Origin of the sequence: Pinibacter aurantiacus (genome assembly GCF_019130065.1) — a bacterium.
GTDB lineage: Bacteria > Bacteroidota > Bacteroidia > Chitinophagales > Chitinophagaceae > Pinibacter > Pinibacter aurantiacus.
Genome location: NZ_JAHSPG010000013.1, coordinates 128,118 through 145,119, shown reverse-complemented (window position 1 = coordinate 145,119; position 17,002 = coordinate 128,118). Strand labels below are relative to the sequence as shown.

Here is a 17,002-nt window from a genome sequence, read left to right as displayed (position 1 = left end):
TTATTTTCGTGTCAATGGAACATTATTTTGAATTACCGGTGAACTGTGAGGGACAGGAACAAAACTTTAAAGGCCGTCTTGTAACGTTTGGTTACGATTATAAATTTTATATAGTGGTAGCAGGCGAAGAAATTGTTTTTGAAAGAGACGAACATGGATATTTTCACACAATAAGTAATCCAATAAGAACGCCTGATAGAAATAATACAATCCTACTCGAGGCGATCGTTCGATCTTTGCAACAACTGCCTCTTCGTTAAAATAGTAATAAAATTGAGTTCACTATTTTCTTGTTCTATTGATAAGTTTTGTTCATTTTAAAGTTTTGTCCCTTAGACATTACTGATGCCATTCGTTCGAGGGCCAGTTACAAATATGTCTCTGACCGTACGCATTGTTCCTGAACTGACGGACTAACATGGTCCTCCGGGGGAAATTGTAAATTAAAAATTGGTGACTGCCTCGCCGGTATTGCTGTTTGCTCGGGAATGCAAAACTCTACAGTAGTTAGTTTTGATAACATTAAAGTGGAATGAGCTTGGAGTGAAAGGCCAGCTGAAATTGGAGGCTGCTGTGGAGGAAGTTGCAATGACGAGTTGTATAGCAAAAAAATACAATCTAAATAACGCTAAGCGGTCTTTTGTCCGTAAAGTCAAAAATGCTCAATTCAGTATTGTTTAGTTAAGGCTACACGATATTGAATGGAGCGTTTTGTTTTGAGCGGGTTCTTGTCTACCGTAAAAGGGTAGATATGCGCCGTTATCGGGTCAATAAGGTTCAATCTCTGATATTGGCAATGCGACCTGCTTTTCGGTAGTGACAAAGTTGCCTGTTGAAAATGCAATTTTAGCACTCCGGACATTCGGTACATAAAAAACGACAAATGTTCACGTCCAGAACATTTATTCCCTTTTCTTCAACAATTGAGCGATCTGCCTGCTGACGGCAATTCTATTTTTAAGCTGATCTAAAAACTGCTGCCATATCATGTTGAAACGATGTCTTGCCACGGTCGCATTTATGTGCTTTTCATTTTCGCTGGTAAAAGCCCAAACCAACTCTCCCGTAAAAAGTGTGAGTTCAGTTACACCAATTTCAAAATCTGACTCCCTGGCGCTCTATACAGAAGAAATGACCTACGTAAATCCCGTTCTTCCGGGAGACCATCCGGACCCTACACTTCTAAAAGTGGGAGACGATTTTTACCATTGCGGTTCTTCTTTTCACTTTAACCCTTATTTACCGATATATCATTCCAAAGATCTCGTTCACTGGAAAATAATCGGCCGTGTGCTTCCACCTGCTCATTCATCCATGGTGACCGACCGTCCATCAGGCGGTGTGTGGCAGGGAGCCATCACTTATTTCTATGGTTCGTACTGGATATACTTTTCGTCGGGAGGCCAGTGGTTTTCCAAAGCCTCTTCACCGTACGGCCCCTGGTCAGCGCCGGTAGAGGTAAAAACCAATGCAGTGACCGGACCGCTTGGTTACGACAATTCCATTTTTGTGGATGATGACGGCAAGCCCTATATGGTAATTAAGAATGGCCAGAAGGTAAACCGCCTGCAAGCGCTGGGTCGTGACGGACAACTCACCGGATCAGTGATTAATCTCGACTGGATAAATGCCAACCTGCAATACAGTTGGGCAGAAGGGCCGGTGATGTGTAAAAGAAACGGTTACTATTATTATTTCCCTGCAGGGGACGTTTCAGGAGGGCAATATGTCTTGCGTGCCTCTGCCTTAACCGCTGATTCTACAAAATGGGAGCGACTGGGCAATTTCTTCAAACCGAGTCCCGATCCAAGGAATGCATTTAGGAGCCCAAATCATATTGCGGCGCCTGTTCAATTATCCGACGGCACGTGGTGGACCATCGGTCAGAGTTATCAAAAAACAGACAGCGACGACTGGTCCGGTATGGGAAGGCAAACTTCTCTGTACCAGGTGATATGGGAAGGTGATCGCCCATGGGGAATGCCTCCGGTGAGTACGCCGGTTACAAAGCCAGATCTTCCGCAAGGTGGCATTGGGTGGCGAAGCATGTACAGCGATCGCTTTGACGGAAAAACCGAACTTGATCCGAGCTGGCACTTTCTCGACAAAACATCAGGGGCCAGTTATTCATTGTCGGCGAGAAAGGGATGGGTTTGTTTGAATCCGGGCAATGGGAAAACCCATCTCGTTCAAAAAGAAACAGATCATTTTTATACAGTCACTACCAAAGTAGACTTAGATGCGACCGATACTAGCAATAAAGCGGGCATCTATCTCACGAATGGCAATCAAAAAGTATTTGTTGCCTTCTATACAGGTTATAAGAACGGCAGGAAAATAATATTGCAACACGATAGTTCAACTTTTAGCATAGCGAATAAAGCGGGCAGGGAGCTATGGTTGAAACTGGAAAGAAATGAACATGAACTGACTGCTTCGTATAGCAGGAATGGAAACGATTGGATAAAAGTGGGTGCGGTTAACTGCATTAAACTTGATCGCGCACAACCAGGCTTTAATTCCTGGGTGGGTACAAGTGTGGGCGTTTTCGCGCAGGGTAAGTCCGCAGATTTTGACTTTTTCATTTGCAAAGACGGACGCGCTGCTTTGCCGGCCATTGGTTATAATAATTATTATGGTGTGGAAACGGTTACCACAGCCAATGGCAAAATGGTAACCAACAACAGCGAAAATGGTGGCTGGATGATGTATTCAGGAGTCGATCTTGGAACAGAGGCCATGCCTTCCCGCAACATGGAAATAGAATTTTCCGCCGATGAAAATACAAGCCTGGAGGTGTTTCTCGATAGTTTAGATAGTGAAAAACCGCTTGCGGTTATAACAGTTCCTTCCACCCAGGGCAAACTCATAAAACAAAGTATTGATATAGGTAAGTCATGCGGTCAGCATGATGTATTCATTCGCTTTTTCCGCAGAAGCAGCCGGGCCGTGTATATACGCTCGATCAGCTTTCCCGTAAAGTGATGAAGTTTCATGACCGCGTTTAAATTTTTTTAAAACCAATCTATATGCTAATGTCAACCTTCCAACAAAAAAGGCGATCATACCAGCCAAGGGCAGGGATGATCAGAGTTCTAACGATTGCTTTGTCCGTCATGTTAACTTTTTTCCATCACGCTGTAATCGCGCAGGCGATACACGTGACAGGTCATGTAACCAATAGTTCCGGCGAGCCTATTGGTCATGCATCGGTTTCCGTTAAAGGAGGTTCCGGTGCGGTTGCCGCAGACGACAAAGGTCTTTTCCTCATCAACGTTCTGCCAAATGGTACGCTGGTGATCAGTTCCGTTGGCTACGAAAAACAAGAAGTAGCAGTCAACGGACGTACAACCATCAACGTTTCACTCAAGCCGGCGGCGAGCAGCATGCAGGACATTGTGGTGATCGGTTATGGTACACAAAGAAAAGAAGCAGTAACAGGTTCTGTCGCTTCCATCAGCGGTGATGCGATGCGTGAAGTGCCTTCGGCAAACGTATCGCAGGCATTGCAGGGCCGCATGGCGGGTGTGCAAATGACCCAAACATCTACAAAGCCAGGAGCTACGATGCAAATTCGTATTCGCGGACAACGTTCCCTGACCGCTACCAACGATCCGCTGATTGTGCTGGATGGTATTCCTTTTCCCGGCTCTATTGGCGATTTAAATCCCGACGATATCAAAAGTGTGGATGTATTAAAAGATGCATCGGCTACTGCGATCTATGGATCACGCGGTGCCAATGGGGTTATTTTGATCACCACCAATAAGGGCCAGAAAGGTGCAAAACCAAGAATTGCCTACAGTGGTTATTATGGAAACCAAACTGTTTTCGCAAGGTATCCGATGATGAACTGGCGCGAATTCACTACGCTGAAACAAGTATCCAACAGATTCCCTGCATTGGGAACGGACGAAGACTCTACCGGAAAAGTAAATACCGACTGGCAGGATCTTTTGTACAGAACAGGTACATTGAACAGTCATGACATCAGTGTTACCGGTGCAAGTGAAGGCGGTAGTTACAATGTAGGCATGGGATATTACCGCAACCAGGGTGTTATTCCATCCCAGCGCTACACAAGATATTCATTCCGTACATCTGTCGATCAGCAGATCGGTAAATTTGTGCGCGTTGGTTTCACTACAAACAGTAACTACAATTTAAACGAAGGAAGCCAGGTGGGTGTAAACGTTGGGTTGTCGCCACTTGCCAATCCGTTTAATGCCGATGGCTCTACAAAAAGAATTGTAAACACTACGCTTGGAGATAGCTATGTGTTGACAAGAGCGAGAGTGGATAGCTTAACGGATAAGGGTGTATGGTTAAACGAAACAAGAAACTTTGCGACCTACAACTCTGTGTTTGGCGAAGTAAAAATTCCTTGGGTGACAGGCTTGAAATACAGAGTAAACCTTGGCCTGGACTTCATCCAGGGTAACAACGGTAACTATACGGGGCAGGGCGTAAACAGCACGAATGTAACAACGCCTTCAACAGCAGGTATCAGCAATTCACAAACGTATCATTGGACAATCGAAAATATTTTGTCTTATGACCGCACATTCGGCACAAAACATAACATAAACGCTATCGCGTTGTATTCTGCGGAACAACAGAAATACAATTCTTCTTCGATGTCTGCGAGAAACATTCCTTCCGATGCGTTTCAGTTCTATAACATCGGCCAGGCGCAGGCTACAGACATCACGGTTAATCCAAACAACCAAAATTATTATCAGTGGGGTTTATTATCATATATGGGACGTGTGATGTATTCTTATGATAACCGTTACATGATTTCCGCAACGGTGCGTTCAGATGCTTCTTCAAGATTGGCACCTGGTCACCAGTGGCACACATATCCTGCCGTTTCGGTAGGTTGGAACCTGGCTAATGAGTCATTTATGAAAGATGTAACCTGGTTAAATGCCCTGAAGCTTCGCGCAGGTTTCGGACAAACGTCCAACCAGGCTATCGATCCTTATAAAACACTGGGTACATTGGGTACAAGGCCATACAATTTTGGTGAAACCAACTATGCAACAGGTTATTACGTAACGCAGGTTCCGAATCCAAACCTGGGATGGGAGTATTCAAAAACATGGAACTATGGTATCGATTTCAGCTTGTTCCACAATCGCCTGACCGGTACCGCTGAATACTATGTTACAAATACGTTTGATCTTTTGCAGGGACTGGCTTTGCCGGCAACTTCCGGCGTTAGTGGCTATACAGCCAACGTTGGTAAATCGCAAAATAAGGGTATTGAAATTACCCTTAACGGAACCATCATTGATGGCGGTCGCGACGGCTTTACATGGGATGCAGGTATTAACTTTTATGCCAACCGTAACAAGCTCGTAGCACTTGCATCGGGTTCTTCAAAAGATGAAGGCAACGGATGGTTCGTGGGCCATAACATAAACTCTATTTTCGATTACAAAAGGATAGGGTTGTGGCAGTCAAAAGATCCAAACCTTTCTACACTTGAGCCCGGTGGCTCAGTTGGTATGATCAAAGTATTGTACACCGGTGGTTACAATGCAGACGGTACACCGGTTAGAGCGATCGGCGCAGACGACCGCCAGGTGATGGACATGGATCCTAAATACATGGGTGGTTTCAACACACGCCTCGCATACAAAGGTTTTGACCTTTCTGCTGTTGGTTTTTTCCAGCATGGTGGTATCCTGATCAGTTCCGTATATGGATCGGGTGGTTATTTGAACAATTTAACAACACGTAACAACAACGTAAAAGTTGATTACTGGACACCTACACACACTGATGCTAAATATCCAAACCCTGCTGGTCCATTGAGCGGAGACAATCCTAAATACGGCAGCACGCTCGGTTATTTTGATGCATCCTTCCTTAAGATCCGTACCATTTCCCTGGGTTATGATTTTAGCAGAAGCCTCGTTAAAAACAAGGGCGTGAGATTGCGTGGATACTTTACAGTGCAAAATCCTTTTGCGTTTTTCTCACCATATAAGAAAGAGTCAGGCATGGATCCTGAATCAAACTCTTATGGTAACGAAAATGCAGCGGTGCCTTTATCTGCAAGCTTGAAACGTTTGTTAACAATCGGTGTAAACACACCATCTACACGTAACTACATTGTGGGTGTTAATTTATCATTCTAAACTAACGGTCGTATGAAACACATCAATATCAATAAACTATTCGCAGCTACTGCAATGTCAACCTTGTTGCTGGCAGGCTGTACAAAAATATTGGATGAGCAACCGCGTTCCTCTTTCACGCCGGATTATTTTAAAACAGAAAGTGGTGTGAAAGGCGGTATTACTTCTTTGTATGCCCACTTGCGCAACATTTACGGGCAGGCATATTACTACAACTCCTGCATTACAGGAACCGATGAAGCCACATGGGCGCAAAGTGCCGATGGTAACTTTAAAGACATGGACATGTCCGGCGTCGGCCAGGTGACTTCTACCAGTTTTCCGCCAAGTATCCCTTGGGGCGAATCATTTTCTGATATCAATACTGCCAGCGGTATTATCGAAAACGCTACTTCGGTGGGACTTTCAAACGCATTGATTGCAGAAGCAAAATTTTTCCGTGCGTTCGATTACTTCTTGCTCGTGCAAACCTATGGTGGTGTGCCATTGGATCTCGGCAGCGGTGAATTAAAATTTAACACCAACCCTTCAAGAGCTTCCAAGCGCAATACCGTTCCGGAAGTCTATACAAAAGCAATTTTTCCAGACTTGTTGAAAGCAGTTAGCGACCTGCCTGATGCTGGTCGTGTGACGGGAGGTGTAACAAAAACTTTGGCTCGTCTGTATTTATCAAAAGCATACCTGACTTATGCATGGTGGTTGCAGAATCCAAATAACATTCCTACTTATCCTGATGTGGCACGCACAGATCCCGATGGTCACAATGCACAGTGGTATTTCCAGGCGGCTTACGATATAGCAACAGCAGCCATCGACAGCCATGGTTCATTCGCTTTGCAACCAACATTCTACGATCTGGGCGTTGGTTCAAATGACCGTAACAGCGAGGTTCTTTTATATGCTGACCATACGCAACAAAGTGAATATTACAACGGTTCCAGCCTTACTAACGGTAGTGGCGGTGCTCCGGACAACTTTGCTGTGTGGATGCTGACATGGAACTATACATTGATCAGAAGCAGCAAAAGTGCAACAGAATGGACCACCACGGTAAGTACCGTACAACGTGAAGCAGCGCAGGATCTGGGTCGCCCATGGACACGTATGGCGCCAACAATCGATGTGATAGAAAAAACGTTTGCCGACAAAACAAACGACTCCCGTTACGATGGAACATTTGTAACCGTTTATCGTGGCAACTGGGATGTAGCTGGTGATAAAACGTCGACCTATTACAACGCGAACTATATGCCTGTAAAACCAAACGATGCGATCCTTACATTCCTTGACAGCGAACCTGCAACTCCGATTGATTATGCCGCCTGGGCAACTAAAAACAACGTGGGTGCCGGTGCATTACCTGGCAGAGCAGATTTCGTAGTATCTCCTGAAGGAATCACAAGGTTAAGATATCCGGGCCTTTGGAAACTGGGTACTTATCGTACAGATAACAACGGTGGTCTTGGACAGCCAAACGCCGGAACTACGCGCCCTTTCAACATTGCAAAACTGTCTGAGTTATATTTCATTGCGGCAGAAGCAGCGGTAAAAGGAGCCACTACAACAGCGGGTAAATCACCGGCAGAATTGATCAATGTGCTTCGTGCACGTGCAGGTAAATGGCGCTTCAGCAATGCAGACAATGCAATAAAAACAGTTGATCATAGTGCTGAAATGCTTGCTGCTACGCCTGCAACAATCGATATTAACTATATTCTTGCAGAACGTTCACGCGAATATTACGGAGAAGGTTATCGCTGGTACGATTTGGTACGTACGCAGAAATGGAATGAATTGGCGGCAACCTACCGTATTGGTGGAGTAAACATTACTGACCACACACCAACGACTGTAACACGTACTATTCAGCCGTACCATTATTTGCGCCCGATCCCGCAAGGACAGATCGATGGTATGCAAATGAGCGACGCGGAGAAGAAAGCATATCAGAATCCTAACTATTAAGCAAATAACAGTGCTATCGTTCGTGAGCACCAATAAATGTTCGTCGGATATTAGCATTAGCAAGCAGAAGGGGTGTTTCTACACCCTTTTCCCTTTTTCACCGAAAGCTTTCGCAGAACAAAGCGAAATAAGCAGTGATTATTAAATACGATGCATCATTTGATTGGATACATTTGAATAACATAATTAAATCAAAAGATCACAGAAGTCAGCAATGGTGTGTGATCTGACTAGTAGCATAACGCGATATGAAACATTTATTTTCTGTTTGTTGTTCTTTGTTCATTACGACTTTGCTTTTTGCACAGGATGGTCATGAGCTATGGTTGCGTTCTTCAAAATCTCAACCTGTAAACATTGTTTGTTCCAAAAAAACGCCTACGCTGTCTGTGGCCATGGATGAGTTGAGGCGCGGTTGGCAGGGAAAATCTGGCGCAACCATTACATTAACCATCACGAAAGAAAAAGCCCTTAAATACGATGGTTTTAAACTCAGTGAAAACGCTGTACAGGCAAACAATGACAAAGGTATTTTATATGGTGTATATGAATTATTACGTCGGCAACAAACTGGTGAAAATATAACCAGTGAAGTAAACAACCCTTCTTATGAAACGCGTATCCTCAATCACTGGGATAATCCCGATGGTTCTGTAGAACGTGGCTATGCGGGTCACTCTATCTTCTGGAGAAAAGACGAGGCATTTACTGTTACGTCACAGGATAAAAAACTATGGCAGGAATATGCACGTGCCAATGCTTCTGTTGGTATCAATGGCACAGTTCTAAACAATGTAAATGCGGCACCGCAAATATTGAATGCTGATTATCTGAATCGTGTAAAAGTTATTGCAGAGATCCTGCGGCCCTATGGGATGAAAGTTTATCTCTCCGTAAAATTTTCTTCACCCGCTTTGCTTGGAAAATTGAAGACATCTGATCCCTTAGATCCTGAAGTTATAGCCTGGTGGAAAGCGAAGATCAAGGAGATATATAGCATCGTTCCTGATTTTGGAGGTCTTCTTGTAAAAGCCAGCAGCGAAGGACAGCCTGGACCACAGGACTTTGGTCGTACACATGCCGATGGCGCCAATATGCTCGCGGATGCGTTAAAGCCTTATGGCGGCATTGTGATGTGGCGTGCATTTGTATACAGCCCCAATGATAAGGATCGTGCAAAGCAGGCATATAATGAGTTTATGCCGCTTGACGGACAATTCAGGGACAATGTAATCATACAAGTAAAAAATGGCCCAATCGATTTTCAGCCCCGTGAACCCTTTAGTCCGCTGTTTGGCGCGATGAAGAATACATCCGTTATGCCTGAGTTCCAGATAACACAAGAGTATCTTGGCCACGCTACTCACTTAGTGTTCCTTGCTCCGATGTGGGAAGAATGTTTGCAAAGCGACACTTACCAGAAAGGAGAAGGCAGCACAGTTGCCCGTTGTACAGACGGCAGTATTTATCAACAGAATCATACAGCCATTGCAGGTGTTGCAAATATTGGTCTTGATGCCAATTGGTGTGGACATCATTTTGCGCAAGCCAACTGGTATGCCTTTGGCCGCCTCGCATGGAACGTTAATTTGAAAAGCGAACAGATTGCCGAAGAATGGCTCAGACTAACATTTTACAATGATTCATCTGCAAGAACAGGATCATCTGATTACAATGCATCATGGACAAATGATTTTCTCAAACCAGTGAAACAAATGATGCTGGACAGCAGGGAAGCAGCTGTAAACTATATGACACCTCTGGGTTTGCATCATATCATGAGTGCCAATGAACATTATGGTCCGGGACCGTGGTGGGCGCCTAAGGGAATGAGAGCAGACTGGACACCTCCATACTATCACCAGGCAAGTGTCATTGGAATAGGCTTTGACCGTACAACAAAAGGAAGTGATGCTGTTGAGCAATATCATCAACCGTTGGCATCGCAGTTCAACGACCCGGCTACCTGTCCGGAAAAATTTTTGCTATGGTTTCATCATTTGCCATGGAACTATACCATGAAAAGCGGTCGCACCCTTTGGGATGAACTGTGTTATGATTATGACAAGGGTGTTCAGCAAGTTCGTTCTTTTCAAAAGACATGGGATAAGGTTCAGCCCTATGTCGATAGCACGCGTTTCACAGCAGTACAGCGGAGTTTGCGTAGCCAATGCCAAAACGCAATATTATGGAAAGATGCATGCCTATTGTATTTCCAGCAGTTCAGCCGGATGCCCATACCTTATGCGCTCGAACGTCCTGTTAACAATCTTGATGAAATCATTAAAAACGACAGCCGACGGACCGCTGAATAATAAAACGTCATTGTAATCTTTATTGGAGATCATGATAAAAATCAGTGCTATTGTACTGACAAAGAAGCTCGTAAAATGAGCAGTTCATCGGCCCGGTAACGGTGGTGCGAAGCCGGGCCACTTTTTAATTTGCTGGGTGCAAAAAAATATGTGTCTATTTGACAATAAACATCTGCTTTAAGAGGGCAAAAACGATATTTTTAAAGAAAATTATTTTTTAACACAAACGCATAGGTTGCAAAGAATACACAAAGAAAATAAGCCCCGATCTTTTTGGGCCTTTTTCGAAGACATCAACTATTCTCCTGATCGCGGCTTCGGGTAAAAGATTGTTATTGCTTTAGTTTGAAGGATCGCCCATCCGGAACAGGCATTCGATCCATAATGAATTCGACATTTATACTAATAGTGGAAACAAAAAGAACATCCTGATAATAAGGCGGGTCATAATTTTGCACCTTTCACAGACAGGGACTTTGCTTCGGCCGAAGACCTAATTGATGGCTGATGTGTCCTAAACTGCGAGTGCTTTATGTCCAGACTTTTTTCAAAAAAAATTTGATCGTGAGCCAACTTCTTTTAGATCTTTCGGCTAGTTAAAGGTCGCAGACTTTATAAAGCATATACTATTCACAAATTTGATGTATGGTATTTAAATATTATTGAAAGCAAACAATTTTTCCAACCATTTTTTTGAAAAAGAAAAACATGACAAATCGAATAATTGCAGGCATTATTGTTTTTATGGGTGTGATTTCCTCTTATCGATCGACGGCTCAAACAGTGTGGCTCGACCAGTTAGATCTAAGTGTCGCTACGCAAGGTTATGGTGTGCCTGGAAAAAACAGATCGGTGGATAACAAGACGCTTACGATTGCGGGCCAAAAATTTGAACGAGGCTTTGGTACGCACGCTGAGAGCTCTTTGATAGTGTTGCTGAAGGGTAAGGCCCGATCATTCAGTGCTAAGGTTGGAATGGATGATGAGGTTAGGGGGCACGACCCTGCTGTAGAGTTTGTCATCCTTGGAGATGGCAAAAAAATGTGGTCGAGTGGCATAATGCATTTGGGCGACAGCGCCAGACCATGTCATGTTGTTCTTGATGGTATTCAGAAAATGGAATTGGTAGTGACCGATGGAGGAAACGGTAACTACTACGATCATGCAGATTGGGCAGAGGCAAAATTTGAAACCACAGATGCCGCTATATTGTCAACGTTTAGTCCCGTACCTGCGAATCCTTATGTTTTGACGCCTAAGGCTCCGGCCGGTCCACGAATAAACAGTGCCACGGTATTCGGCGTGAGGCCAGGTTCTCCCTTTCAGTTTCGCATAGCCGCAACCGGTGAACGGCCAATGGTTTTTTCCGCAACCGGGCTACCATCCGGACTTACTTTGGATATACAAACAGGCGTTATAACAGGCAAGCTGGAAACAGCGGGCACGTTCAATGTCAAACTCAAAGCCAGCAATGCGAAAGGAGCAGCAGAAAAAACACTTCGCATCATCTGCGGTGACAAGATCGCCCTAACGCCACCTATGGGATGGAACAGTTGGAACTGTTTTGCGGGAGAAGTGTCTGCCGACAAAGTGAAGCGTGCCGCTGACGCCATGGTAAAGATGGACCTTATTAATCACGGCTGGACCTATATAAATATTGATGATTTCTGGCAGAACCATCGCGATTCAAAAGATGAATCTTTACGCGGCAAGTTTCGTGATGATGCCGGTAACATCATTCCCAATGCACGTTTTAATGACATGAAAGGGCTTGCCGATTATGTGCATGGTCTCGGGTTGAAGATCGGGCTTTATTCCAGCCCCGGTCCTTGGACATGCGGTGGCTGCGCCGGCAGTTACGGATACGAAAAGCAAGACGCAGAAAGCTACGCCAAATGGGGTTTTGATTATCTCAAATACGATTGGTGCAGCTATGGTAACGTTATAAACGGACTGCCGGGCAATGATGCGAGTAAAGTTTCCTCTTTATCCTACAAAGGAGGGAATGAACTTGCAACTGCAAAGGCGCCCTTTACGCTCATGGGAAAATATTTGCAGCAGCAGCCCCGCGATATCGTGTTTAGTCTTTGTCAATACGGAATGTCGGACGTTTGGAAATGGGGTGACTCGGTAGGTGGTAGTTGCTGGCGCACAACCAATGATATAACCGATACATGGGCCAGCATGTCCGGCATTGCGCTGGCACAGGATAAAGCGGCACCCTACGCAAAACCGGGTAACTGGAACGACCCCGATATGCTTGTGCTTGGAACAGTGGGCTGGGGCAACCCTCATCAAAGCAAGCTCAGACCCGATGAACAATATCTTCACTTTAGCCTTTGGAGCCTTTTTACAGCACCTTTATTAATTGGGTGCGACATGGAAAAACTGGATGATTTTACCCTCAATCTGCTTACGAATGACGAAGTGATTGCGGTGAACCAGGATGCCCTCGGTAAACAGGCTACCTGCCAATTCAAGAAAGGCGACATGCGCGTTTATGTCAAAGAACTGGAAGACGGTGGGCACGCGGTCGGTTTTTGCAATTTTGGACTAGAGCCTGTTGACATGTCATTCTCAGATTTTCAACAATTGGGTTTGAAAGGGAAATTAAAAGTGCGCGATCTGTGGAGACAGAAAGACATTGCAAAACTGGACGCTCAAAAGGGCAGGCTTCCGATCAATGTGCCTGCGCATGGTGTGTTGCTGGTGAAATTCGTTTCTGTGAAGTAGATGAAAGAATAATAAACAGGAGAATTGAGTTTGCGGGATTTTTTGATAACGCCGTTTATCAGGAAATCCCGTAATTATTTGTGACAATAAGCAAGTGGTGTAACATGAACTGCCGACATATTTTTTGGGTTGAAAGTTTTTACAGCGCCACATCAAAAAAACAAAAACGCTCACACATATAAATACCCGTTATATCGGTGGTTCAAAAAAATAATTGTCTTATTGACAGTAATATTTTTATAAATGTTTATTAACCATCTTGTTGTGTGATTTTTTTATTTACAGTTGATCACATAATCGGACCTTTTAAAAGGACAAAAATGCTATTTATATCTACATCACGTCAAGTCTTTTTTTGAACGATCATTTAGTTTTGACTTATTAAATCACGATTGTTTGTTTCAAATCCTGTGCGTACAGCAACTTATGTAAGTCATAATTTTTTCCGCCATTATTTGTCTCAAAACGTGTTTTAATACACTCCAAATTTAACCGGTTATTTTTTTTGGAAAGATGAAATCAAACCAAGTGTCAATTGCAAATTAGTTGATCACCTGGAAGTCGTTTATATGCTTGCGAACTCAAAAAAGGTTGAAATGCTTAAGCTGTTGATTGATTGTAAAAACAATTGATCAATGTAGCTGCGGCAGTAATATTTCAATACAAGTTAAGATATGAAAAAATACACTAACTGCTCTAACCAACGAGGCGTCCTGCGCCCTAAACTCTGCCTGATTAAGACTGTTCTGACAGTCTGTTTCCTCTTTTGTTTTATCACTTTTTCCATTGCTCAAACCACTCAGAAGATTACCGGAAAGGTTTTCAATGAAAAAAATGAACCCATGGAAGGGGCCAGTGTCACACTGGCCGGCACCAAGATATCGACCGGTACGGGTCGGGATGGTACATTTTCACTAACCGTAAACAGTGCCGATGCAAAATTGGAGATCACTGCGGTAAATTATGTTGGTAAGAATGTCACCTTAAAGCCGGGAGAAACCAATGTTATTGTTCGCCTCGAACTCAACCCGAAGAACATGGAAGATGTGGTGGTGATCGGGTATGGCAAACAAAAGAAACAAAGTGTTGTCGGTGCTATTGCTCAAACAACCGGTGAGGCGCTGCAGCGTGCGGGAGGCGTCAATAATCTTGGAATGGCGCTTACCGGAAACCTGCCAGGCGTAATTACCATGTCATCAACTGGTATGCCTGGTGCAGAAGATCCACAGATTTTGATACGGGCCCAGACTTCCTGGAACAATAGTTCTCCTTTGATTCTGGTGGATGGAATTGAGCGTTCCATGAGCTCCATAGACATCGCCTCCGTGCAAAGTGTTTCTGTGCTCAAAGATGCCTCAGCAACGGCTGTATTTGGTGTAAAAGGAGCCAACGGTGTTATATTGATCACCACGAAGCAAGGCGCAAAAGGTAAGGCGAATATACAGGTTCGTTATAACGCCACCGCAAAGACCGCTTCCAAGTTGCCTGAAAAATATGATTCTTATGACGCGCTGGTGTTGAAAAATCAAACGATTGCCAGGGAACTGATGCTCGGCTCAAATGGTTGGAAAGCCTATAAACCTATGGCCATTATCGATAAATACCGCAATCCTGCTAATGACAAGGAAAGGGACCAATACCCCAATGTTAACTGGACAGATGAGTTATTTAAAAAAGTAGCCATGGCTCACAATGCCAGTGCCAACGTATCGGGGGGCTCTGACTTCGTAACTTACTACGCCGGTGTTGACTTCGTGTATGAAGGTGATCTTTTCAAAACTTTTCAAAATGGCAGGGGCTACGAGTCGGGTTACGGATATACAAGAGCGAATGTGCGTAGCAATCTCGACTTCAATCTGACCAAGACGACCAAACTATCCACTAAATTATTTGGTTCCAATGGTGTTCGCAAATTGCCATGGGGGGCTGCCGATGGCGACGCTTCCTATTGGGCATCTGCCTACAGAACGGCGCCTGATGCAATGCAACCTGTTTATTCCGACGGCACATGGGGTTTTTATTCACCCAGGAATGCAGATGTGCCCAATTCGGCATTTAATCTGGCAATGTCAGGCGTTGAAAAACGAACCAACACGCAACTCACCACAGATTTTATTCTTCAGCAGGATTTAGGAATGCTCCTGAAAGGCTTAAGCTTTAGAGGCAACTTTTCAATGGACAATACATTCCAGGAGACTGGCCGTGGTATAAACGACCTGTATAATTCTGCGCAAAGAAAATGGGTTGACCCGGAAACAGGAACGGTCTATTATGAACAGCAGATCAATACCGGTACCCAGCTTGATTACACCGACGGGGTAAGATGGACGAGCCAGGCGGGATCAGTGAACACTGGCGCCACCTACCGCAGGACAAACTACTCTATGCAATTAAACTGGGCTCAGAAATTTGGTGCCCGAAAACTCCATGATGTGAGTGCAATGGGTGTTTTCCTGCGTGAAAAATATGCCACTGGCAGTGAGTTTCCTCACTATCGTGAAGACTGGGTGTTCAGGACAACTTATAATTATGCATCCCGCTACTTCCTGGAAGCAAATGGCGCGTACAACGGTTCAGAAAAATTTGGACCCGATAACCGGTTTGCATTTTTTCCTTCCTTGTCTGCGGGTTGGATGTTGAGCAACGAACGTTTTATGCAAAAGTTGCCTTTCATCAACACTTTTAAAATTCGCGCATCATGGGGTAAGATCGGTGACGACAATGTATCGGGTCGCTGGCTTTACCAGGACCAATGGACCTACGGAGGAAATTATGCGATGGGAGACATCCCTGCCAATACCCCTTACACATTTTACGATATTTCTTCGCTGGGCAACCCAAATATAGCATGGGAAACCGTGGAGAAACGTAACCTGGGGGTTGATTATAGTTTATTCGGGGGCAGAGTTACCGGTAGCGTAGACGTATTCCGTGATGACAGAAGCAACATTATCATCAATGGCTCCTCACGCGCCATCCCTACTTATTTTGGTGCCACCGCGCCGAGTGCAAACCTTGGAAGAGTGGTGGCCAATGGTTATGAAGTTGAACTTGGGCTGAACCAGACCTTTACCAACGGCATGCGCGTGTGGGTGAATGCCTCCATGACACATGCGAAAAATAAAGTGATCTCGCAGAATAATCCGCAATTGTTGCCGGCCTACCAAAAATCAGAAGGTTATGCCATCGGGCAAACGACATCATATCTCGATTATGGTTTCCTGAAAAGCTGGGATGATCTCTACGGAAGCACGCAAAGAGGAACAAATAACCAAAGTAAGTTAACCGGTGACTATAATATTGTTGACTTTAATGGTGATGGTGTTATTGATTCCTATGACAAGGCTCCTTATAAATTTTCAAGTGTTCCTCAAAATACATTCAATACCTCTGTGGGCGTTGAGTGGAAGGGCGTAAATCTGTTTGTCCAGTTTTATGGTGTTAACAATGTTACGCGTGAAGTGACCTTCCCTACATTCGTGGCGTCTTCAGACGTTGCCTACGTTGAAGGCACTTACTGGACACTGAACGGTGGAGGTAACATTCCATTACCCCGCTGGTCAAGTGTAGTAGGTAATGAGGCCCCGGGTACCCGATACCTCTATGACGGATCTTTTCTGCGGTTAAAAAATGCGGAGATCGGATACACTTTAAAAAACCAAATCGTCAACCGGTTAGGCATAAAGAGATGCAAAGTGTATTTGAATGGTAATAATCTTTTCCTGTGGACAAAGATGCCAGACGATCGTGAGTCCAACTTCAGCGGCAACTCAAGTTTCGGCGCCTACCCAACTTTAAAACGTTTCAATTTAGGGATTGACTTAACCTTTTAAACTGTTT

General features: G+C 44.4%; 7 protein-coding genes. All 7 read left to right on the top strand.

Translation table 11 applies throughout. The annotated features are described in order from the left end of the window. Positions 1–14: 14 nt before the first annotated feature. The 7 genes from KTO63_RS16485 (at position 15) to KTO63_RS16455 (ending at position 16,995) form a co-directional block, all read left to right on the top strand. Positions 15–260: a hypothetical protein gene (locus KTO63_RS16485; RefSeq protein ID WP_217792486.1), complete on the top strand. Its 246-nt coding sequence runs from the start codon at positions 15–17 to the stop codon at positions 258–260. A gap of 727 nt (positions 261–987) precedes the next feature. Then, positions 988–2,985, top strand: coding sequence for a family 43 glycosylhydrolase (locus KTO63_RS16480; RefSeq protein WP_232373218.1), 1,998 nt, complete (start codon positions 988–990; stop codon positions 2,983–2,985). A gap of 44 nt (positions 2,986–3,029) precedes the next feature. Continuing rightward, positions 3,030–6,149, top strand: a complete 3,120-nt coding sequence (locus KTO63_RS16475; protein ID WP_232373217.1) for a SusC/RagA family TonB-linked outer membrane protein — start codon at positions 3,030–3,032, stop codon at positions 6,147–6,149. Positions 6,150–6,161: 12 nt separating this feature from the next. After that, positions 6,162–8,114, top strand: a complete 1,953-nt coding sequence (locus KTO63_RS16470) for a RagB/SusD family nutrient uptake outer membrane protein (RefSeq protein ID WP_217792485.1) — start codon at positions 6,162–6,164, stop codon at positions 8,112–8,114. Between the two features lie 248 nt (positions 8,115–8,362). Further along, positions 8,363–10,429, top strand: a complete 2,067-nt coding sequence (locus KTO63_RS16465; protein ID WP_217792484.1) for an alpha-glucuronidase — start codon at positions 8,363–8,365, stop codon at positions 10,427–10,429. A 708-nt stretch (positions 10,430–11,137) separates the two neighbouring features. Next, entirely contained in the window at positions 11,138–13,162 is a 2,025-nt protein-coding gene (locus KTO63_RS16460) for an NPCBM/NEW2 domain-containing protein (RefSeq protein ID WP_217792483.1), read from the top strand. Between the two features lie 674 nt (positions 13,163–13,836). Next, positions 13,837–16,995 (top strand): SusC/RagA family TonB-linked outer membrane protein, encoded by a 3,159-nt coding sequence (locus KTO63_RS16455; RefSeq protein WP_217792482.1) that lies wholly within the window; start codon positions 13,837–13,839, stop codon positions 16,993–16,995. Positions 16,996–17,002: the final 7 nt, after the last annotated feature.

Excerpts from the sequence above, each read along its gene's own strand:
- KTO63_RS16485 (WP_217792486.1), top strand. The coding sequence starts at position 15 with ATGGAACATTATTTTGAATTACCGGTGAACTGTGAGGGACAGGAACAA.
- KTO63_RS16480 (WP_232373218.1), top strand. The coding sequence starts at position 988 with ATGTTGAAACGATGTCTTGCCACGGTCGCATTTATGTGCTTTTCATTT.
- KTO63_RS16475 (WP_232373217.1), top strand. The coding sequence starts at position 3,030 with ATGCTAATGTCAACCTTCCAACAAAAAAGGCGATCATACCAGCCAAGG.
- KTO63_RS16470 (WP_217792485.1), top strand. The coding sequence starts at position 6,162 with ATGAAACACATCAATATCAATAAACTATTCGCAGCTACTGCAATGTCA.
- KTO63_RS16465 (WP_217792484.1), top strand. The coding sequence starts at position 8,363 with ATGAAACATTTATTTTCTGTTTGTTGTTCTTTGTTCATTACGACTTTG.
- KTO63_RS16460 (WP_217792483.1), top strand. The coding sequence starts at position 11,138 with ATGACAAATCGAATAATTGCAGGCATTATTGTTTTTATGGGTGTGATT.
- KTO63_RS16455 (WP_217792482.1), top strand. The coding sequence starts at position 13,837 with ATGAAAAAATACACTAACTGCTCTAACCAACGAGGCGTCCTGCGCCCT.